Annotated in this window: 20 protein-coding genes; 12 read left to right on the top strand and 8 right to left on the bottom strand. The window is 33.2% G+C overall.

What is annotated here, in order from left to right; all coding sequences use genetic code 11:
- Positions 1 to 275: 275 nt before the first annotated feature.
- A complete protein-coding gene (locus SJY43_RS05090; RefSeq protein WP_396602765.1) occupies positions 276 to 2,102 on the bottom strand; it encodes a TonB-dependent receptor plug domain-containing protein in 1,827 nt (608 codons plus the stop codon).
- A gap of 71 nt (positions 2,103 to 2,173) precedes the next feature.
- Here SJY43_RS05090 and SJY43_RS05095 point away from each other — a divergent pair, with 71 nt between their 5' ends.
- Complete coding sequence (locus SJY43_RS05095; RefSeq protein ID WP_396602766.1) at positions 2,174 to 3,664, top strand: PLP-dependent aminotransferase family protein; 1,491 nt, start codon at positions 2,174 to 2,176, stop codon at positions 3,662 to 3,664.
- A 10-nt stretch (positions 3,665 to 3,674) separates the two neighbouring features.
- Here the strand turns inward: SJY43_RS05095 and SJY43_RS05100 are convergent, their stop codons facing one another.
- Positions 3,675 to 4,091 (bottom strand): DUF2007 domain-containing protein, encoded by a 417-nt coding sequence (locus tag SJY43_RS05100; protein ID WP_396602767.1) that lies wholly within the window; start codon positions 4,089 to 4,091, stop codon positions 3,675 to 3,677.
- 127 nt (positions 4,092 to 4,218) lie between these two features.
- On the opposite strand from SJY43_RS05100, the gene SJY43_RS05105 reads away from it, so the two are divergent.
- The 4 genes from SJY43_RS05105 (at position 4,219) to SJY43_RS05120 (ending at position 5,962) form a co-directional block, all read left to right on the top strand.
- Positions 4,219 to 4,791, top strand: a complete 573-nt coding sequence (locus SJY43_RS05105) for a DUF2975 domain-containing protein (protein WP_396602768.1) — start codon at positions 4,219 to 4,221, stop codon at positions 4,789 to 4,791.
- A gap of 68 nt (positions 4,792 to 4,859) precedes the next feature.
- Positions 4,860 to 5,273, top strand: coding sequence for a hypothetical protein (locus tag SJY43_RS05110; protein WP_396602769.1), 414 nt, complete (start codon positions 4,860 to 4,862; stop codon positions 5,271 to 5,273).
- 2 nt (positions 5,274 to 5,275) lie between these two features.
- Positions 5,276 to 5,482, top strand: coding sequence for a helix-turn-helix domain-containing protein (locus SJY43_RS05115; protein WP_396602770.1), 207 nt, complete (start codon positions 5,276 to 5,278; stop codon positions 5,480 to 5,482).
- Positions 5,483 to 5,524: 42 nt separating this feature from the next.
- Positions 5,525 to 5,962: a DUF3157 family protein gene (locus SJY43_RS05120; protein WP_396602771.1), complete on the top strand. Its 438-nt coding sequence runs from the start codon at positions 5,525 to 5,527 to the stop codon at positions 5,960 to 5,962.
- Between the two features lie 12 nt (positions 5,963 to 5,974).
- Here the strand turns inward: SJY43_RS05120 and dinB are convergent, their stop codons facing one another.
- Both dinB and SJY43_RS05130 read right to left on the bottom strand, forming a co-directional pair.
- The gene (gene dinB, locus SJY43_RS05125) at positions 5,975 to 7,192 is read right to left on the bottom strand and encodes a DNA polymerase IV (RefSeq protein ID WP_396602772.1); all 1,218 of its coding nucleotides are present in this window, start codon (positions 7,190 to 7,192) and stop codon (positions 5,975 to 5,977) included.
- An 18-nt stretch (positions 7,193 to 7,210) separates the two neighbouring features.
- Positions 7,211 to 10,276: a DNA polymerase III subunit alpha gene (locus SJY43_RS05130; protein ID WP_396602773.1), complete on the bottom strand. Its 3,066-nt coding sequence runs from the start codon at positions 10,274 to 10,276 to the stop codon at positions 7,211 to 7,213.
- A 98-nt stretch (positions 10,277 to 10,374) separates the two neighbouring features.
- On the opposite strand from SJY43_RS05130, the gene SJY43_RS05135 reads away from it, so the two are divergent.
- The 7 genes from SJY43_RS05135 to SJY43_RS05165 all read left to right on the top strand — a co-directional run bounded on the left by SJY43_RS05135 (position 10,375) and on the right by SJY43_RS05165 (position 15,683).
- Complete coding sequence (locus tag SJY43_RS05135; protein ID WP_396602774.1) at positions 10,375 to 11,154, top strand: XRE family transcriptional regulator; 780 nt, start codon at positions 10,375 to 10,377, stop codon at positions 11,152 to 11,154.
- A gap of 94 nt (positions 11,155 to 11,248) precedes the next feature.
- Positions 11,249 to 11,689, top strand: a complete 441-nt coding sequence (locus SJY43_RS05140) for a LexA family protein (protein ID WP_396602775.1) — start codon at positions 11,249 to 11,251, stop codon at positions 11,687 to 11,689.
- Positions 11,690 to 11,696: 7 nt separating this feature from the next.
- Entirely contained in the window at positions 11,697 to 12,071 is a 375-nt protein-coding gene (gene speD, locus SJY43_RS05145) for an adenosylmethionine decarboxylase (RefSeq protein ID WP_396602776.1), read from the top strand.
- A gap of 3 nt (positions 12,072 to 12,074) precedes the next feature.
- Complete coding sequence (locus SJY43_RS05150; RefSeq protein ID WP_396602777.1) at positions 12,075 to 12,881, top strand: ion transporter; 807 nt, start codon at positions 12,075 to 12,077, stop codon at positions 12,879 to 12,881.
- Between the two features lie 7 nt (positions 12,882 to 12,888).
- Positions 12,889 to 13,377 carry a DUF4178 domain-containing protein gene (locus SJY43_RS05155; protein ID WP_396602778.1) on the top strand — a complete coding sequence of 163 codons (489 nt, stop codon included), beginning with the start codon at positions 12,889 to 12,891 and terminating at the stop codon, positions 13,375 to 13,377.
- A 2-nt stretch (positions 13,378 to 13,379) separates the two neighbouring features.
- Positions 13,380 to 14,135: a hypothetical protein gene (locus SJY43_RS05160; protein ID WP_396602779.1), complete on the top strand. Its 756-nt coding sequence runs from the start codon at positions 13,380 to 13,382 to the stop codon at positions 14,133 to 14,135.
- 9 nt (positions 14,136 to 14,144) lie between these two features.
- Positions 14,145 to 15,683, top strand: a complete 1,539-nt coding sequence (locus tag SJY43_RS05165) for a polyamine aminopropyltransferase (protein WP_396602780.1) — start codon at positions 14,145 to 14,147, stop codon at positions 15,681 to 15,683.
- Positions 15,684 to 15,741: 58 nt separating this feature from the next.
- Here SJY43_RS05165 and SJY43_RS05170 read toward each other — a convergent pair whose 3' ends face one another.
- From SJY43_RS05170 to SJY43_RS05185, 4 genes are all read right to left on the bottom strand, one after another.
- On the bottom strand, positions 15,742 to 16,020 hold the full coding sequence (locus SJY43_RS05170; protein ID WP_396602781.1) for a F0F1 ATP synthase subunit epsilon: 279 nt from the start codon (positions 16,018 to 16,020) through the stop codon (positions 15,742 to 15,744).
- Between the two features lie 80 nt (positions 16,021 to 16,100).
- Positions 16,101 to 17,609, bottom strand: coding sequence for a F0F1 ATP synthase subunit beta (gene atpD / locus SJY43_RS05175; RefSeq protein WP_396602782.1), 1,509 nt, complete (start codon positions 17,607 to 17,609; stop codon positions 16,101 to 16,103).
- A gap of 169 nt (positions 17,610 to 17,778) precedes the next feature.
- Positions 17,779 to 19,320 carry a G-D-S-L family lipolytic protein gene (locus SJY43_RS05180; RefSeq protein WP_396602783.1) on the bottom strand — a complete coding sequence of 514 codons (1,542 nt, stop codon included), beginning with the start codon at positions 19,318 to 19,320 and terminating at the stop codon, positions 17,779 to 17,781.
- A 10-nt stretch (positions 19,321 to 19,330) separates the two neighbouring features.
- Positions 19,331 to 22,159, bottom strand: coding sequence for a TonB-dependent receptor (locus SJY43_RS05185; protein WP_396602784.1), 2,829 nt, complete (start codon positions 22,157 to 22,159; stop codon positions 19,331 to 19,333).
- Between the last annotated feature and the right edge of the window lie 12 nt (positions 22,160 to 22,171).

Raw genomic sequence — 22,171 nt, forward strand, 5'->3', positions numbered from 1 at the left:
TGGTGCTAAATGATATGAAACTTTTAGTAATAGCTTTAAGTTTACTGGAACCCGCGTTAGGGATAGTAGTGAAACATTTATGTTCATGAATTCTTTAAATTAAAATAGATTTGTATGAATAAAAGCCCACAGCCCGACGCAGGAGGTGCGAGGGCTTGCAACCTTTCGACTGCGCTCAAGACAGGCTTTAAGCCCGACCGCCTGCCCTGAGCGCAGACGAAGGGTGTGGTAACGCCAAAATTATTAGTAATGTGTGGTTTTAAAGACTTGAACGGTTAATTAAAGCTATAGTTTAGCCCGAAAAGCACATTACTAGGTGGCATTGGTACAAAACCAGCTTCTATATAATCGGCATTAAAAATGTTTGCTGCTGTAAGTGTAAATTTGAATTGCTTAGCCGTTATAGCTAAAGAGGCATCCCAAACATTATAGCTATCTCCTGTTGTACGTTCGGCATGTTTGTAAATAATATTATGAGTTACATTTTTACAGAATTGCGTGCTTAAACGTGTGGTGAAATGATGTTTAAGGGTGTTTAATGAGTAACGCGATAAATCTTTGTTTTGGTCTAAAATGTTATCGTCTAAAAAGTTATATCCAATGGCTAGTGTTTGGTTTAATTCATTTAATTGAAAATGATATGCTGCATCAACCTCAAAACCTTTGGTGTTAACCTCTGTGATGTTTGTTGCTGTATAAATTGCTTCGGTGGTGTTAGAACGGATAAAATCAATCAAGTTTTGGGCATTTCTATTGTACAATGCTACAGATCCTGAAAATTTAGGCGAAAAATATTTAATTCCAATTTCTTGAGAAAAGGCCTCTTCAACCTCTAAATCTGGATTTCCTACTGTACTTGAATCGTTATAATACAAATCGGTATACGTTGGTATTCTGTAGGTATAGCCAATGTTTCCGTAAGCTTTTAGATTATCTGTTAGTTTTAAACCTATATCTATTCCAGGGAAGGCATAAAAATCGAAATCTGAAAAATAAGTTACCGCAACACCCGGTGTAATGTCTACTTTTTGATTGGCTAGTTTAAAGGCATGTTCTAAAAACAAGGTTGTCATAAAACGGTTGCGGTTTCCTAAGTTGTTACTAGTCATGTAAACTTTAGAGAAATCGATTCCAAAACCAGTAACGCCGGCTTTAGATTTGTAACTTCCATTTAACTCAGCACCAATTTTGTTAGTAATATGTAAATTGCGGTAAACCGTAGGGTCGTTTCTTAAATATACATATTCATCTTGGTTTCGTTTCCAATATACGCGAGGTTTAAGGGTTAGTTTTTCTGTATTAAATGTTGTGGTGAATCCAATTAAACTGTTTTGTGTTTCTTCATATTGCTCTGTAGCGCTTTCTCTTGCATAAAACCCGTTTGCACCAAACTTTCGCTCTTGAAAAGTAGCAATCATTTCAATCGCTTTTTTGTTTTTGTTAAACACACTTTTTACAAAATAATTACTGTTATCATAATCGGTATTATGGCGGTAACCTGCCGAGGTCATTTTATCTACATGTACAATGTGTGAAGAGTTAACGAGGTCTGCACCAACGGTAACGCCAGCATTTAATTGCCCAAACGATCCTGTTTCTGTTTTAACTGAAACGGAATTAGTTAAATCTTTTTTCGTTACTATATTAATGGCTCCTGTAAAAGCATTTTGCCCAAAAACACGAGCCGCAGGTCCTTTAATAATTTCAATACGCTCTATAACCTCTATAGGTAATGCGGCATTCATGGTATGGTGACCCGTTTGAGCATCGTCCATTTTAATACCATCAATTAGAAGTAATGTTTGGTCGAAACTACCACCGCGAATATATAAATCTGCTTGACTACCAGCAGTTCCGCGACGTCTAATGTCTACTCCAGCAAATTGTTGTAATAAATCGGCAACATTTGTAGAAGCACTATTTTTTATATCTGCGGAAGTTATGATATCAATAGTTCTTGAATTTTCCTTAAAAGGTAAATCTATTCTGGTTGAGTTAATAATTACTTCCTGTAATGAATCTGTTTTTATAGTATCTACTTCTTGCGTATGTCCTATTAAAGCGGAAAATGTTAAAGCGATTAAAGCGAATTTTGTCTTCATAAAATGATTTGTTTAAAACGCTGCAAAAGTCGTAACTTTCCGGACGAGTAGAATAGTCCAGTTTAAAAACAATGAATAGTCCGGTTGGTCAACTTTTAAAACAATTAATACAATTTGATAAATCAGGTTCACAACCTATATATATTCAAATAGCACAGCAAATTATAAATGCCATTCAGCGTGGCTATATTTCAAAAGGTTCAGTATTGCCAGGAACGCGTGTTTTAAGTCAAATATTAAAAATTCATAGAAATACGGTTGTAGCTGTTTACGATGAGTTAGCTTCACAAGGTTGGGTGGAAATAATCCCTAATAAAGGTACTTTTGTTTTAATGCCAGAGCAAACTACAGCACCAATAAAGGCAACTGCGCAACAAATAGATCAGGTTTATCAATATTCTAAAACCACGGGTTTCCCTTTTCAACCATCATTTAATTTGGCTTCTACATTGCAAGTCACAAAAACGAGTTATAGCATTAATGATGGCAGCCCCGATTTAAGATTGCATCCTATACATCAATTTTCAAGATGGTATAGTGCGGTTATGAAGCGAAAATCTTTGATAAAAAAATGGGAACAAACAGCTCAATCGTCTTATTCAATTTATGAAACACAACTTTGTAATTATTTAAACGCGACAAGAGGATTTCATATTAAACCAAATAACCTTATAAGTACAAGAAGTACAGAAATGAGTTTATACATTGTTTCTCAACTTTTAATAAAGCAGCATGATGTTGTTTTGGTAGGGCACTTGAGTAACTATGCATCTAATATGATTTTTCAGCAAGCTGGAGCTAATATTAAAACAATTCCTATTGATGAAAATGGGTTGGATGTTGATTATATTAAAACGCATTTTCTAAAAGGTAGTATTCGTTGTGTTTATGTTTGTGCGCATAGGCAATATCCAACCACAGTAACGCTAAGTGCAGAGCGACGTCTAAAATTATTGGAATTAGCAAAAGCCTATCAGTTTGCTATTATTGAAGATGATTATGATTACGATTTTCAGTTTGAAGGTTCTGCCATGTTACCTATGGCAAGTGCCGATGCTAATGGTATGGTTATCTATTTAGGTAAACTTGGTCAATCCTTATTCCCAAGTTTTCAAACAGGATTTGTAGTAGCTCCAGAGAATTTAATTTCTGAAGCAAAAAATTATTTACAATTATTAGACAAACAAGGTGATATTTTACAAGAACAGATGCTTTCTGAATTGATTTCTGAAGGTGAAATATACCGTCTTATGAAAAAGAACATCGTAGTTTATAAGCAAAGACGTGATTACTTACTTAATTGTTTAGCAACATGTTTTCAAGACCTTATAACATGGGAAATGCCATCTGGCGGACTTGCATTGTGGTTAGAGTTTAATACTGAAATTTCGTTAGTTAAGTTAGCAGAAGAAGCTGAAAACAACGATTTGTATCTTCCTAAAACAATACTTTATCAAGACAGGAATACATGTGCTATCCGTTTTGGTTTTGGACATTTAAATGAAGAAGAGCTTGAAGTAGTCATTAAAAAACTAAAAATAGCTTATGATGCTGTGATTTAATAACCGCTTATTATTTTTCAATATCAAACTCGGTTTTACAACTGTTGCATCGGTACTTGTCTTTTGTATAAAAAGGTAATGTGCCAGAGAGGAAGCCAAATAAAAAAGCTACAAACGATTTTAAGTTAGTAATGGTGGAAAAAAGTTCTACTTGAGTTTTATTACAATTGGGACACTCAATAGGTTTACCCTCATCATCTGTTGAGTATTTTGCTATACTTTGTAAAATGCGTTTTGCCTTTAAAGTATCTTCAGATAGCACTTTAAGTTTTACTCCTCCTATGGCGTTACTTACTAAAGGATCGGTATCAATTGTTAAATTATCTGCTAGAAAGACTTGAATACCTTCTGCCTCTAAGCGGCCTTTTATTATTTGTGCTTCACTTGAATATTGAAATTTTGCAACTGTGGTAAAGGTTTCTGCCATATTTTATTTAAAGTCGAGTAAATATAGTTAATATGATTTTAGAATTAAATAATTTTTTCAATAAAAATTATTGTTTTACAATAATTATTTATAATTTTGTTATCGTTAAACAATAATTAATTTCAAAATGACTAAGAATGTACTTTTAAACATAGCTATTGTAATTTGTAAAATTTTTAGGTTGTTGCTTGTTATGGCTTTTATAGGTGTAACTGCTCTTTTTATTCACATACAGGTAGATTGTGATTTTTATAAAGAAAAAGAAGTTCATAAAAGTAATTACAAAAATTATAATTACTCATTTTCAAGAACGTGGAAAATAGATCCTAAAAGTGCAGACAAAGATGTTTATATATTAGGAGACATAAAGGCTGAATCTCTATATTTTAATTATTTCAAATATTCTGCCATATTACTTGTATTGTTTGTTTCATTTAAAGAATTTCAAAAAGTAATGACTTCTGTAAAGGAGGTTAAGACTTTTAGAGAAGAGACTATCAGATCTTTTAGAAATATCGGTAAATATATTTTTATATATTTCCTATTAACTAGTTATAATTCTATGGATTTTAAGTTGGGAGGTTTTAGCGGAACTTATATTTCCATTACACCACTAATTTTTGTTTTATTATCATTTATAATGGCAGAAATTTTTAAAGAAGGTATGTTATTAAAACAAGAAAACGATTTAACTATATGATTATGAGAAAAATAAGAATACTAAATTATCTTGTTATAATTTTATTATTATTAAACTTAATGTGGTTTATGCAGCATATTATAGGTGCAATTAAAGTAATGAATGATGAAGCTCTTAAAAGAGTATTTGAAAACACCTTATTTGGTCATTATAAATTTTTTATAGATTTATTTTTCAGTTTTATCTTTTTGATTGGTGTCTTCTTTACACAGCGAGCATTAAATCATATTGTTAGAAAGGGAGTCTATAACACTATGATTTCTTCTTTATTAAGAAAAGGAGGGTTGTTTTTTATGATTTCTGGTTTTTGTGGAACAATAATAAATTTAATAATTCCTTTAATTAGGTTGAAGGGTAATTTTTTCGATATGTTTTTTGGGAATGATTTTTTTGTTTTAATTATAGGGGTAGGTCTGCGTTATGCTTCAGATATCATTCAAGGAGGTATTTTTCTAAAACAAGAAAACGATTTAACTATATAATTATGCCAATAGTTGTAAATCTAGACATCATGTTAACCAAACGGAACATGAAAAGTAAAGAACTTGCTGAAATTATTGGTATAACAACAGCAAACCTTTCTATTTTGAAATCTGGAAAAGCTAAGGCGGTTAGATTTTCAACTCTAGAGGCTATTTGTAAGGCTTTAGATTGTCAGCCTGCTGATATTTTAGAGTATGTTGAGGATTAATATTGTATTTTTGATGAACATTTAAACGCTACAATTTTTGCTATGAAAACATATCTACTTCTTTTATTATGTCTTGTTTCTTTAACTGGTTTTGCGCAAAATAACCACATTGTAAATACAGAAGATGGTAAACGTGTTTTGTTAAAAGCCGATTTTACTTGGGAATATATTGCTGCAGATAGTACTTCTGTTGCTAGTATTGTAAAACCAAAAGAAAGCACTACTTGTAATTTAACCGAAGACTTTACTGAACCTAAATTAGATCAAAAAATACAAGCCCAATTAAAAAGAGGCCGAGCAACTATGAGCTACGTAAAACAGAAAGTGGCTAAAGATTATAATTGCACAGTAGAAGACGTATTTTTATTATCCGTTTCTGAACATAAAGCTAAAGCCGTTTATCACCTTTGTGCCAACGGGAAGAAAGTTACCTATAAGCGTATTGGAAATACTATTATAAAGAAGGAACAGCTTTTTTAAATTTCAAGATATTTACCGTCGTCTATTAGCTAAAAGTGGAGGTGGTTCACCTGTAAAAGGATTCCATCTACTAATACTTTTCGCTTCCATACCAGCCGCATTTATAACCGCTCTATCGCCATAGCGTTCTCGCATTTTATCTATGGCTTCACTTAAATGAAGTTGTTTTTCGTTGTCTTCAAATAAATTAATTTGATGTCCGCCTTCAACTAAATGACTAAACTTTACACCAATGAGTCTTACTAGTAAACGCCTATTGTAAAGCTTTCTATATAAATCTAAAACTACCGGAATAATACTATGATCCATAGCGCTATACGGAATGCGTTGTTGTTGGGTGTAGGTTTGAAAATCGGAATATCGAATTTTAAAGGTAATACAAGCGGTAAGCCTGTTGCCACGCCGTAATTGGTAGGCTAGATTTTCTGCCATGGCTATAATGATGCCTTTTAGCTTTGCAACATCGGTGGTGTCTTTATTAAATGTGCGTTCTGTTGAAATAGACTTGCGTTCATGGTACTGCACAACAGGGCTGTTGTCAATGCCATTTGCCTTTTTCCAAATACTTAAACCGTTTTTTCCTAGTACGCGGTGCATCAATTCCATAGGCATGTCTTGTACGGTTTGTATTTTTTTCACACCCAAATCGCATAAGGCTTTGTAGGTAACGTTGCCAACCATAGGTATTTTTTTTACCGAAAGCGGTGCTAAAAATGGTTTTTCTGTACCTGAAAGAATGCGTATTTCGTTATTAGGCTTAGCTTCGCCTGTGGCTATTTTAGAAACCGTTTTGTTAAGCGATAAGCCAAAGGAAATGGGTAACCCTGTTTCTTTTATAATGCGTTGGCGTAATTCGGAAGCCAGTTTGTGGCAGCCAAAAAACTTGTCCATACCCGTTAAATCAATATAAAATTCGTCAATAGATGTTTTCTCGTAAAGCGGTACACTTTCTTTAATAACATCGGTTACATTTTTTGAAAACTTCGTGTAAATTCCAGAATTTCCACGAAGTATAATAGCCTCTGGACATAGTTGTTTTGCCAAACGCATAGGCATTGCAGAATGCACACCAAATACTCTGGCTTCGTAGCTGCAGGCTGCTACAACACCTCTATCTGAAGTGCCACCAATAAGTACGGGTTTGCCATTAAGGCGGCTATCGAGCAAGCGTTCGCATGATACGAAAAAGGTATCTAAATCCATGTGTACTATCGATCGGTTGTAACTCATAAAAATTAAACGTAGTGGTTATTGTATAGTTTTTGGGTTTTGTTTTAATGCTTTTGAAGGCATAGAGGGTAGGAGCCTTGCTTTGTTATCGGCAAAACTTTTTTTGTTTTGAAATGTGGCGTTTGATGAGTTTACAGCATAACGCGGGTCTTCAATAATGGCGGCGCGCTCCATGTTTAAAACCTCAATATTTACACAGTCAAACTCTACCATAATTTTACCTGTAATGGTGTAAATCCCTTTTCCTCTAAAAGGATATTTTGCCGCTACAGGCGGAAAGTGCACGGTATCAATAAAATCGCCATCATAATCTAAAAATGTTCCAAAATACATGCGTTTTCCATTGGAGGTTGTAGTGTATTTTGTTGTCACTAAATAGCCTTCAATAGTTATAATTTTATTTTGAAAACGGATTAAATGTTCTGCTCGCATGGTGTTTGATGTAGGTATTTGCAATAAATGATACGGGTTGCATAAAGGGAATCCTAATAGTTCCATTTCATCAAAAGCATTTTCTAAATCGGTACTTGAAAGTTTAGGTGTTTTATAGTTTATTTTTTCGGTTTTAAATAAGGTCATAATATGCTCTTCAAATACTGTTTTACTTATTTTAAGATGCGCTTCCCAGAGTAATTCACGTTTATTAATTTCCGTAAAACGGAAGGCGTTAATTTTTATGAGGATACAGATTTGCTCTATGGAAATAGGAACACGTTCAATAAAATCATCTAAGCTTTGAAACAGGCCGTTTTTTTGTCGCTCTTTCAAGCTGTTTTTTATGGTTTTAGCTTCTAGAGCATGTAAAAACATAAAGCCTAAATAAATGATATCCCCTTTAATAATAGCTTCGCTAAAACTGTGGTTAATAGAAGGTGCTTCAATAATACCTTTATGCATTCTGGCTTCGTGTACATAAAGTTCGGTGCTGTAAAACCCACCAAAATTATTGATAGTCGCTACCATATATTCTAAAGGATAGTAGGCCTTTAAAAATAGGCTTTGGTAACTTTCTACGGCGTAAGAGGCAGAGTGTCCTTTGGCAAAGGCATACCCTGCAAAACTTTCAATTTGTCGCCATATTTCGGCAGTTAGTTTCTCGGGTTTATTGCTTTTTTTACAATTATCAAAAAAGTGTTGTTTCACTTTTAAGAACTCTTCTCTAGAACGAAATTTACCCGACATTCCTCGACGTAAATTATCGGCTTGCCCTAAGGTTAGTCCGCCAAAAATATGAGCAACTTTAATAACATCTTCTTGATATACCATAACACCATAGGTTTCGGGCATAATTTCAAGAAGTACTGGGTGTGCGTCTTTACGGCGCTCAGGATGTCGATATCGTAAAATGTATTCGCGCATCATTCCAGATTTTGAAACACCAGGTCGAATAACAGAACTGGCAGCCACTAAGCCCAAATAATTATCGACCTGTAATTTTTTAAGCAGCATTCGCATGGCGGGCGATTCTACATAAAAACACCCAATAGCCTTGGCATTTTTGAGTATGTGTTTAATCTTTTCATCTTCTTTAAAACGCTTGATATCGTGAATATCAAAAGGAGCTTCTTCTGGATGATTCTGCTTTACTATGGCTACCGTATCTTTAATTTTCCCTAGCCCTCGTTGACTTAAAATATCGAATTTATAAAGCCCAATATCTTCTGCAACCACCATATCAAATTGTGTGGTGGCATAGTTTTTAGGCGGTAAAAATGTTGCTGTATAATGATGAATTGGTTTTTCTGAAATAATAATACCACTAGCGTGAATGCCTAAATAGTTTGGAAACCCTTGAATGTACTCGCTATATTTTAAAACAAGTTGCGATAAATTATCTAAATTGTTAAGGTTGTATCGACCTCTAGTAAGTACATCCATTTCAGATTTAGGCAAGCCGAAAACCTTACCTAACTCACGAACTGAAGCTTTAAATTTAAAGGTGTTATAAACCGCTAAGAGCGCTGTGTTCTTAAAGGTTTTAAAAATAAAGTTAGTAATATCATCGCGGTCTGTCCATGAAAAATCAATATCAAAATCGGGCGGATTTTTACGATATAGATTTATAAAACGCTCAAAATATAAATCGAGTTCTATAGGGTCAACATCTGTAATACGTAGTAAATAAGCAACAATACTATTGGCACCGCTACCACGACCAACGTAGAAATAGCCTTTGCTTCTGGCATATTTTAAAATTTTCCAATTGATTAAAAAGTAAGAAACGAAGTTTTTCTCTTTAATAATTTCTAATTCTTTTTTTATGCGATTATAAATAACTTCATCGGGGTTTTTGTAGCGATATTTTAAACCGTCATAAGTTAGTTTTTCTAGTAGTTTATAATCTAAATATTCTGTTTTTGTATACGATTTTTGATTGTTAGGTGTTTCTTGTATAAAATCGAATTCAATAGTGCAATTGTTTAATAAAGCCGCTGTGTTTTCTAGAATTTTCGGGAACTCTTGATAGGTTTCATACAGTTCCTTATAAGACATCATTTTATCCGTTTCTTGGCCTTCTTCACTTTTAGGAAGCTTGCTTAATAAGCTGTTATTAGCTATAGCGCGAAGTAAACGATGGGTGTTAAAGTCTTTTTTATTTTGAAACGAAACTGTTTTTAAAACAACCAGTTTGTGTTGCAGTTTGTTCCATTTTGAAAACTTAAGTGCGTTGAGGTCTTTTGGCTTCACACCTAAGAATTCATTTGGCTTTAAGTAATAATCTTTATTTTTTTGATACGGATAAATAACATAACAGTCTTTAATGTCGCTTTCTGGTTGCTCAGGAATTTGTAGCTCTTGATTATGTAAAAAATGAGATAAGTAACTATTAATATTTTGAAATCCGTTGTTGTTTTTCGCTATTAAAATAAACTGCTGTTGGGCACCATTTCTAAAATCGACACCAATAACAGGTTTAATGTTGTATTTATCAGAAAGGCGCACAAAATCTAAACACGCCGATGTATTATTGATATCGGTTAATGCAAGCATGTTTATACCGTTAGCAGCCGCTATGGCAAGCAATTGTTTTGGCGCAATAGTACCATAACGTAAGCTGTAATATGTGTGACAATTTAAATACATAATTTTTATAGGATTAACAAAATTAGCTACTATTTGTAGTTTTTGTTGCTTATATTTGTAGTAAATAATGTTAAAATTTCAAAGGACTTGTTTTAAATATGAAGCGCATTCAAACAAATATTAAGCATTTGCGAAGTCTTAAAAAGTTTTCGCAAGAGCGTTTTGCTGAAGAGCTAAAATGGACACGTTCTATGGTTGGCTCTTATGAAGAAGGACGTTCAGAACCACCTATAGATCGATTGATTGAGTTATCTAATTACTTCGATATTCCGATAGATATTTTAGTAAAGAATGATTTGCGCAAAGCGAAAAACACCTCGTTTATTGAAGTTGGAAATAAGCGTGTGTTATTTCCTGTTACGGTAAGTGATATGGACGAAGATTTAATAGAAATTATTCCCACTAAAGCATCAGCAGGCTATCTTCAAGGGTATGCAGACCCTGAGTATATTGAGCAACTTCAAAAAATAAAACTGCCTTTTTTGCCAACTGGCACACATAGAGCATTTCCAATAAGTGGAGATTCTATGCTTCCAGTAAAAGATGGGTCGTTTGTTGTTGCCCGTTTTGTAGATGATATTAAAAGTATTAAAAACGGGCGTACACACATTGTGCTTACTAAAAACGATGGCTTGGTCTATAAGCGCGTTTATAATAAAATTAAAGAAGAAAATAAGTTGGAATTGCATTCTGATAATAAGGCTTATATGCCATATAATGTTCACCTTGAAGATGTATTGGAGGTTTGGGAGTTTACTTGCTGTATTAACACCCAAGAATACAGTAAAGAAGAGCTGAAATTAAGTAGTATTATGAGTATGTTTCAGGATTTAAAAGTTGAATTGAAATCTATTAAAGGCTCAGAAGCCTATTTTTAAGAATTAAACACGTTGTTTTCGACCATTTATTGACCACTAAAAACCTTAGGAAGACATATTTTTAAACGCTATATTTAGCATAAATTATAATGAGATGTTGTTACATAAATCAGACCCATTAACTATTTTTAATCCAGAAGAATCAGAAAACTTAGGAGCAGTTTTTTATGACACAGGAATTTCTGCTGGTTTTCCAGCACCTGCCGAAGATTTTAGTCAACAACGTTTATCTTTAGATAATGAACTCGTAAAAAATAAAGAAGCTACCTTTTATGCACGTGTAAGTGGGCAGTCTATGATTGGAGCAGGACTTGATGATAACGATTTATTAGTAATCGATAGAAGTTTACAACCATCGCACAATAAAATCGCTGTTTGCTTTTTAGATGGTGAATTTACCGTAAAACGTTTAAAAGTCGATAACGAAGGCATTTGGTTAAAACCAGAAAATCCTAATTATCCTATTATTAGAATTACTGATGCAAACGATTTTGTTATTTGGGGTATTGTAACTAATGTAATTAAAAAGGTATAATAAATTTATGGATACATTTTTAGGGCATCAAACCACAGTAGATTTTTATGGTTGTAAATCAGATAAAATAAACTCTTGTGAATTTATTGAAAACACACTATTAAAAGCCGCTAAAATATTAAATCTAACTGTTGTTAATACAACCATTCATTCCTTTTCTCCAATAGGTGTTAGCGGTGTAATTGTAATAGAGGAAAGCCATATAGCAATTCATACTTGGCCAGAACATAATTATATAGCTATTGATTTTTTTACTTGTAATAATGCATATAATTTAAACGAAGGTTTGCGTTGGTTAAAAGATGAGTTTCAGGCAGAAAGCATTAGTCAGAAAGACATTAAAAGAGGAAGCCTAAAGGAAATACAAGATTATAAAAGCTAAAATATGTCATTAAAAAAAAGCATCTTTCTATTAATAGATAATGAAAAGGGAAATAAAAAAGGTGATTACCTTGTAGAATACCTAATCTCTGGCTTAATATTAATAAATGTAATTGCAATTTTTTTAGAGTCTTATAAATCTATAAACGATAAGTATAGTGGATTGTTTTATGGTATTGAAATGGTCTCTATTGTAATTTTTTCAATAGAATATATTTTAAGAGCCTGGGTTGCAGATTTACAATACCCAACACTATCTCCCATAAAGGCCAGAATAAAATACATTTTTTCTTTTCTAGGGTTAGTCGATTTATTATCCATATTACCATTCTATTTACCATATGTAATAACTATAGATCTGAGAGTTATGCGAGTTTTAAGACTTTTGCGCCTACTAAGGTTATTAAAACTAAACAGGCACTCTAAATCGCTTAAATTAATAGGTACGGTTCTTAAAAAAACCAAAAACGACATACTAGTAACTGTTTTTATGGTTTTTATTTTACTGGTTTTAGCCTCAACACTTATGTATAGTTTAGAAAACGAAGCACAACCAGAAGCTTTTGAAAATATTGGGCAGGCGCTTTGGTGGGCAGTTGCAACTTTAACTACAGTTGGTTATGGCGATATTTACCCAATAACTGGTTTAGGTAAATTATTAAGTGGTGTTATAGCATTATTAGGTATTGGTATAGTTGCTCTTCCAACAGGGATTATAAGTTCTGCTTATATTGATGAGGTTCAAAAACAAAAACAAGAGAATAAAGAAGTCTGTAAATGTCCAAATTGTGGAGAACGTATAAATATGTAATAGAAGTATGTTTGGTAAGAAAGAAAATTTTAAATTAGATAAACTAAAAGAAGGATTTACCTTAAAGGTAAAAAAAACTACTTGGAAAATTATTGAAATTGCAGAGTACGATTGGAGTGGCGATGGGAGAAGTATAGAATATATAATGACATCTGAAGATAATAATATAGAAGCTTTTTTAGAAGTTGAATTTTTAAAAGGCGATTACGAAATTTATTTCAGTCAAGCGGTTTCATTAGACTTTTCTATTTTAAAAGATGCCATAAATACAAGCGAAGTTGTTTTTTCTGGGTATCAATTTAGTTTAGAAGAGCAATATAAAGGCGCTTATAAAAACCTTACGAATAGAACGAGCTGGGAAAATTTAAAATCCTACATGTTTTATAATAGCAACGAAGATATTTTAACTATCGAAGACTGGGGAAATGATAAGTTTGAAGCCTTTTTCGGGGAAGAAATAAAATCAAAAAACATAAAAAATATAACACCTAATTAATTATGAAAGTATTTCAAAATCTTTTTTTAGCATTAGTAATAAGTCTAACTATAATAGCCTGTGGCGATTCAGAAAGAGAATCGGTTTCTGTGCCTTTAGAGTATTCAGAGCAATTAATTGACGATTTAAACGGGACTGATTTTTCAATTGTTTTAAATGATATGAATGTTGATGAAGAAAACGGTAAAGACCTGTTTCAGCATAAGTATCATATTCTTAAAGTAGAAGAAGACTCTTTAGTTGTAGATTCTATAGGGTGGAAAACGGTAAACAAAGGGTTTTTTATAAAACATGAAAATGATTTAGGAATGGAAATCGTTTCTAATCATAATAACAAACTTTCTAGAGTTGCCAGACCAGTTGGTTTTGATTGGGCTATTGGTAATGAGAAATATGGACAATGGGAAGAAGAGGACAGTACAAATACTAACACAAGTACAAGAAGAAGATACTGGCGTTCAAATCATTCATCTGGTTTATTCTGGTATTGGATGTTAAGAAGAAGATCTTATCAAAGAGATTATGTAGGTTATAGAGCTTATAATACAGCAGGTAAAACATATTACGGTAATACTATGAACGGAAGCACGACATACGGTACTAATAGTGCTTACGAGAAAAAGAAACGATCTAGTTTTTTTACTAGAAGAAGTACAAGTTCTACTTATAAGTCGTATTCTACTCGAAAAAGTGCAAGTTCTTCAAGGTATAGCGGTGCTTCATCAACAAGGTCTAAATCTGGAGGCTTCGGAAAATAATATATAACATTGAAAATTTCAAATAAAAGGAAGTCCTTTGTATTAAAGGCTGCGCTATTTGCAACTGGGTTTAGTGGTATTGTTGCAGAGTATATACTATCCACTTTAGCGTCCTATTTTATAGGAAACGCCATTTTACAGTTTACACTTATAGTTTCTATAATGTTGTTTTCTATGGGGCTGGGAAGTAGGCTTAGTAAATCTTTCAACTCAAATATTATATTCTATTTTGTAATAACAGAATTAATTTTGTCTGTTTTAGTTTCGTTTTCGGCTATTGCATCTTATTTAATTTATGGTTTTACAAGTGTTTCTTGGGTTATAATCTATTTACTTTCTATAATTATAGGGTTGCTTATTGGTTTAGAAATTCCGTTTGCAACTAGAATTAATAACGAGTTTGAAGAGTTGCGTTTAAACATTTCTAATATTTTAGAAAAAGATTATTACGGAAGTTTATTAGGAGGTTTGTTTTTTGCCTTTATAGGTTTGCCATACTTGGGTTTAACGTATACACCATTTGTTTTAGGTTTTATAAATTTAATTGTGTCGTTTTGGTTGTTTTATGTTTTAAGACATGAAATTTCAAGTCGCTTAAGACGATTAGTATCTGTACTATACGTTATTGTATTTGCTGTGATTTTAGGAGGTTTATTTTTCGCTAAACCGTTAGTGCTTTTTGGTGAGCAAGCAAAATATAAAGACAAAATAGTTTTTTCTGAACAAACTAAATATCAAAAAATAGTGATTACAGAATGGAAAAACTGGCATTCATTATACATAAATGGAAACCAGCAACTATCTACATTTGATGAGTTCTTATACCACGAACCTATGGTACATACTACTATAGGAATTACTAAAAAAAGAAATAATATTTTAATTTTAGGAGGGGGCGATGGCTGTATTATTAGAGAACTTCTTAAGTATGAAGATATAGGTCATATTACTTTGGTTGATTTAGATGAAAAAATGTTGCGCTTAGGTAGAGAGCATCCTATTTTTAAGACTTTAAATAAAGGTGCTTTAAACGATGTTAAGGTAAATACTATAGTAGCAGATGCATTTACTTATTTAGAAGATTCTAAGACTGTTTACGACGCAATTCTAGTTGATTTGCCAGACCCTAATAATGTAGATTTAAATAAATTATATACTAAAGAGTTTTACCGTCTATGTTATAATAGTTTAGATGCTAAAGGTACCTTTATCACTCAGTCTGGTAGTCCATATTATGCAACAAAAGCTTTTTATTGTATTGATAAAACATTAAAAAACTCGGGCTTTTATACGTTGCCATTGCATAATCAAATATTAACTTTAGGCGAGTGGAGTTGGATTATTGGTAAAAAAGAACCCATTAGCCCAAAAGTGTTAAGTAAAATAAATTTAACCAGATTAGATTTAAAATGGCTTAATAACAATAGTATGTCTGCGCTCTCATCTTTTGGAAAACCTTTAGTTGATACCACAGGAATTAAAATAAACACAATATTTAACCCCAAGCTTTATCTGTATTATAAAGAAGGTAATTGGGAGTTGTTTTAAAATAAAAAAGCACGAAATTTATAATTTCGTGCTTTTTTATATATGTTGAAAATTAAATTTAATCAGCTAAAATGATAGCTTTATTATCTTTCATTTCAAGAGTTCCGGAGTTAATTTTTAATAAAGTAATGCCTTTGTCTCCTTTAGTAAACTTGTCTTGAACTTCCTCGTTTATTTCAATGTTTCCAGAAATTTTCACAAAACCTTCCTTTAATATGGAAACAATAGGTGCGTGATTATCCAACATTTGAAATTCACCATTTACACCTGGAACCGCAACAGAATCAACTTCGCTGCTAAATAATGTGGCCTCTGGTGATACTATTTCTAAATACATATCTCTTTTTAGTTATGAGTTATGAGTTATAAAGTTATGAGTTTCAATTCTGAACTCTGAACTCTGAACTCTGAACTTGTTTAGGCTTCAGCTAACATTTTATCTCCAGCTTCAATAGCTTCTTCAATGGTTCCTTTAAGGTTAAACGCTGCTTCTGGTAGGCGATCTAATTCACCATCCATAATCATGTTAAATCCTTTAATAGTTTCTTTAATATCAACTAATACACCAGGAATACCAGTAAATTGCTCTGCTACGTGGAATGGTTGAGATAGGAAACGTTGTACACGTCTTGCTCTACCAACAGCTAATTTATCTTCTTCAGATAATTCTTCCATACCTAAGATGGCAATAATATCTTGTAATTCTTTATAACGTTGTAATAACTCTTTTACTCTCTGCGCACAAGCATAATGCTCTTCACCTAAAATATCAGCAGTTAAAATTCTTGAAGTAGAATCTAAAGGATCTACCGCAGGGTAAATACCTAGCTCAGCAATTTTACGAGATAATACCGTTGTTGCATCTAAGTGAGCAAAGGTTGTAGCAGGCGCAGGATCCGTTAAATCATCCGCAGGTACGTAAACCGCTTGTACAGATGTAATAGAACCTCTTTTAGTTGAAGTAATACGTTCTTGCATCGCACCCATTTCTGTTGCTAATGTTGGTTGGTAACCTACCGCAGAAGGCATACGACCTAATAATGCAGATACCTCAGAACCAGCTTGTGTAAAACGGAAAATGTTATCTACGAAGAAAAGTACATCTTTTCCTTGACCTTCACCAGCACCATCACGGAAATACTCAGCAATAGTTAAACCGGATAATGCAACACGTGCACGTGCTCCAGGAGGCTCATTCATTTGTCCGAATACGAATGTTGCTTTTGATTCTTTCATTTTTGATTTATCAACTTTAGATAAATCCCATCCACCATCTTCCATAGAATGCATAAAATCATCACCATAACGAATAATACCAGATTCTAACATTTCACGAAGTAAATCATTCCCTTCACGAGTTCTTTCACCCACTCCAGCAAATACAGATAAACCACCGTGTCCTTTTGCTATATTGTTAATTAACTCCTGAATTAATACTGTCTTACCTACTCCAGCACCACCAAATAAACCAATTTTACCACCTTTTGCATAAGGCTCAATTAAATCGATTACTTTAATACCTGTAAATAAAACTTCAGTAGATGTTGATAAGTCTTCAAATTTTGGTGCTTGACGGTGAATTGGTAACCCAGCTTCTCCAGCTTTAGGTAAATCTCCAAGACCATCAATAGCATCACCAATAACATTAAATAAACGTCCGTATACATCATCACCAATTGGCATTTGAATAGGAGCACCTGTAGCGTTAACTTCAGTTCCTCTACTTAAACCATCAGAAGAATCCATTGCGATAGTTCGTACAGTATCTTCTCCAATATGAGATTGTACTTCTAGTATTAAAAGCGAGCCATCTGCTTTCTTAATTTCTAATGAATCGTAAATTTTTGGAAGTTCAGATCCGGCAGCGAATTCAACATCGATAACTGGTCCTACTATTTGTGCAACTTTACCTGTAACTTTAGACATTACTTATGTATTTAATATTATGCGTTTTAATTCTGTGAAAACACTTCAAGTTTTCGCGTGCAAAGATATATTTTTTAATTTAAAATGAAAGTTGTTTTTAAGGTTTTTTGGCATAAAAAAAACACCTTCAATAAGAAGATGTTTTTTATTGTATTATTTGAATTCTCTTTTACTGTAATAGAGGAGAATAGTTAGTTGGGTAATTTCCAATGTCTACTAAATTGCCAGAGGCTTCAAAATTGGTGCTATATGCAGCGTCAATCGCCTTCATAAATTCGTTTGCAATCATAGCATATCCTCTAGAGGTTAAGTGAACGCCATCTAAAGAAAAAGCACCACCTGTAACTAAGTTAGAAGCTAAGATGAAATTATCAGATTCTAGACCTGTTGTAGCTAACTGCGATAATAATGAATTAGCATCGACAAATGCTAAACCAGCTGAAGTTGCCGTTGCTTCTATAGTTGCATTATAACTATCGGTAGCCGTTTTAATTTCTAATTGTTCTTCTGGGGTTAAAACCCATTTATCTTCTAACGGAATTTGAGTCCCGTAACCTAAGGGTATTAAAGATGAAAGTGGTAAGACAAATAAGTCTTCTGCTGTTGCCTGTCTGTATTGAGGAATTCCTGCAAATGCAGGGTTTATTGCTCCTAAATCTGTAAGGTTTTCATCAACTATTACCATAGCATTTCCTTCTCCAGCTGAAAAATTTATTGTTCTTTTAGCTACTTCTTCTTCAGTTAATAAACCTGTACCAGCTAAGGCAGCTAAGGCTTGTTGTAGGCCTCCATTATATAATGCATAACCTTGATTTAAAAGATCTGCAGTTGCAGTATCTAAAGGTACTGGGTTATAAGTAACCGTAGTAAAATGTGGGATATCTGTAACATAAGGAATATTTGCGACAACACCTTTAGCACCTCCAGATGTTAATGTTGCTATTAAAGCGCCATAAGTTTGGTTAAAACCAACACCAGGTGCTCCATCGACTGGAGTTATAGTATTTGTTCCATCTCCTCCTGTAGTGGCATATCCTAAAACATCATTATTACCTATCCATAAAGAAAAGAAGGTTGGTGCTTGTGCCATAGATAATTCTAATACACTTGCATTTGGCGTTGTTCCTGTCATTCTAACAAAATATGGATTTGCAAGCCCTAATGCTACGTTTGATAAATTACCATAACCTGGAGCTAATAAATGATAACTTTTTGCCCCTGGCACGCCCATGTTATTGAATGGCCCAGTTGGGTTGTTTAAAACAATATCTGTTGTTGGAGTTATATCTCCTATTACAGATTCTAAGGATTGAGGTGCACCACCAGTAGTTACTAACCTTGGTAAAAACAACGTCTCTCCTGTTAAAGGGTTTATAATGGGTTGACCTCCAGCATACAAGCCTCCAAAATTATCATTTGTAAGCGGTTGGTTAAAACTACCACCACCTAGCATAGAGAATTTTTGAGATAGTATATTTGGAAAAGAATTTTCTTGAGATGCTTTAAATAAAGCATTATCTGTAAATCCAGCGGTTAGTGAGTTTCCTATAGAAACGTAAGTTGAAAAATCTACTGAACCTGTTGTTAATTCCGGTAGTATAACAACTTCTTCTGGTTCAATATTAGTGTCTTTAAGTACATCTTCTGGCTCGTTACAGCCTACAAATGCAATAAGTCCAAATAATAGTGATAAGTATTTTATATTTTTCATGTTTAATTTTTTATAGGTTATTAATAGTCCATGATAGGTAGTACATTGAGCCTATAAAGCCTGTACCAAAAGCAGTAAAGTACTCATCTCCTAAGAGATTTGTTGCTCCTGCTTTGAAAGTAGATTTAAAACTAGGGACTTTTAAGTTTATTTGAGCATCAACTACATGGTATTCTGGTACTAAACCATTACCAAATGTTGCTTCCCAGAAATAATCATCACTAAATCTGTAATTGATGTTGAAACCAAAGTTTTTGAATACCTCAGTATTTCCAAACGATGCTTTAAATTTATGTTCAGGAGTGTTAAAGTTTGTGGTGAAGCTAGGATATTTAACGCGATCAAAATCTAGTTTAGCATAGGTATAACTTCCGCTTAAATCAAAATTGCCAAACACTTTAGTAGATAAACCAATTGAAGCTCCGTAAGAATTAACATCAGCTTCTGAGTTTGTATAAGTACTCCAAGCTTGGAAATCGTCATTTGCAAGTGCCTCAAACGCTAAGGGATCAGTATCATCAAGTTCACCATCATTATTAGGATCTACAGTACCATAAAAAGGCGAAATAACGACTTCTTGAGAAATGAAATCTTTATAATTGTTATAATAAGCACTAAAATCTACAATTAGGTTTTTGAATTTACCTCTATAACCAACCTCTATAGAGGATACTTGTTCAGGCTTTATTATATCTGGATTTCCTACACCTGTAACATTTCCATTATTATCTATTGAAAAAGAGTTTTCATATCCAACACGTCCAGTTTGGGTAACTGAAGCGTCTTGATTTAATGCTTGACCTTCGTCACTAACATCAAATGTTCTAACATAACGATCTAAATTCTCAGGTGCAGAACCCACTAAAATAGCTCTACCAGCATCTAATCCAATAAATAAATCTTGTGTAGTAGGGTTTCTAAAACCTGTTTGTACAGAAGCTCGAATATTATGGTTTCTGTTTACTGTTAGGCCAGCAGAGATTCTTGGTGATATAAAACCATCAAAAAATTCTGATTTATCATAACGTACAGATCCAGTTAATTTAAGTTCTAAATCTTCATTTAATTCAAGGTTTTTTTGAATTTGCGTGTAAATACCAAATTCTGAATAATCTATTGGACCATCTAAATCTGTATAAATAGTTCCTGAAGAATTTAAACTATATCTTCTGTATGAGCCTCCTACTTGAATTTCGGCAAAATCTATTAAATGACTAAAATTATAATTCGCATCAGAGTGGTAATACTTAGATGCATCTTGGAATTTAGATCCTGTACTTAAATCGGGATCATTAATACTTCTATTAAATGCAGCTTCGTATTCTGGAGTATTTGGTGAAAAACGTTTAATGCCGTCCACTTCAATAGGATTACCATTAATATCTCTAACAATATTTCCATTATTATCTAAATCAAACTCTTCTTCAGCAACACCTCTTGCTTTAGCATGTGCTTGGGCTTCAGTATCCCCACTTAAGGTTGCACCTGCATAAGTTGCTATATAATCTCCAAACCAATCTTCGTCACTTTTCCAAGCTCTGTTTATATTAATACCCGTAAAAACCATGTCATAAGAATCTCCTGCTTTATCAGTCACGACATAACCTCTTAAAAAGAAATTATCATTTTTAAATTCTAACTTATGTTGTTGCTGAAAGAAGTTTGCAATATTATATCGGTTTGTTCCCTGATAAATGGTTGATCCTGTACCTATTTTGCCAACATAAGAGACTTCAAAGTCATTTTCCCAGGGACGGTAATATAATCCCCAATCAGATTTGATACTTTCAGCATTATAATTGGTTAAGTCTCTTTCGTTATACCCCGTTCTACTTACAACTACATCAGGTATGATACCTTTCACACTTGCAGGAGCTTCTGTTCTTATATTTGCAGAAACTTCATCACCATAAACGTTTATACCATCATAATCTAGGTTAGCTCTAGTGTTTTCTGGGTTAATCTTATCAGTTTCACTAGTTGCAGCCCAGTCAGTTCCCTTTAGGTAACCAAAATTAATTTTTGCAGCAATTTTATTACTAAACTTATACCCTGCTCTAAAGCTAACATCAGTATATGCATTGTCTCCAGCGGATTCTTGGGATGTAATTCCTCTTTTTACAGAAGCACTTATGCCTTGATGATCGAAAGGATTTTTACTTCGCATAAACAAAATACCATTAAATGCATTTGCTCCATATAATGCAGAAGAGGCACCAGGTAACAATTCAACACTTAAAACATCTGTTTCGGTCATTCCTACTAAGTTTCCAATTGGAAAGTTAAGTGCTGGAGTAGAATTGTCCATGCCATCGACTAATTGCATAAAGCGATTATTGGCAAATGTGGCAAAACCTCTTGTGTTTACAGATTTAAATGTTAAACTATTAGTATTAACATCGACACCTTTAAGGTTCTCTAAACCGCCATAAAAATCTGCTGAGGTTGTATTTTTAATCTCTTTTAAACCAAAACGCTCTACGGTTACAGGTGATTCAAAAATACGTTCTGGTGTTCTTGAGGCCGAAATGACTACTTCATCTAGAGAAGTACCTTCATTAAGAATGAAATTTATTTTTTGGTTTTTTGATGTAATGTCTTCAGTTACTGTTTCAAAACCAACACTACTTGCTTGAAGTGCAAATGGAGGGTTTTGATTTGTAGATAATGAAAAGTTACCATCAAAATCTGTAACAGTACCTGTTGATGTGCCAACAATAATAATGTTTGCTCCTGGAATGGGCTGACTATTATCATCTACAACTGTACCTGTGATTTTAGATTGCGAAAATGAAAATCCACAAAGCAATAGCATTAAATAGGGGAGAATTGTCTTCATTTAGTATTTAAA

This window comes from Algibacter sp. R77976, from assembly GCF_044594645.1.
Classification (GTDB): Bacteria; Bacteroidota; Bacteroidia; order Flavobacteriales; family Flavobacteriaceae; genus Algibacter_B.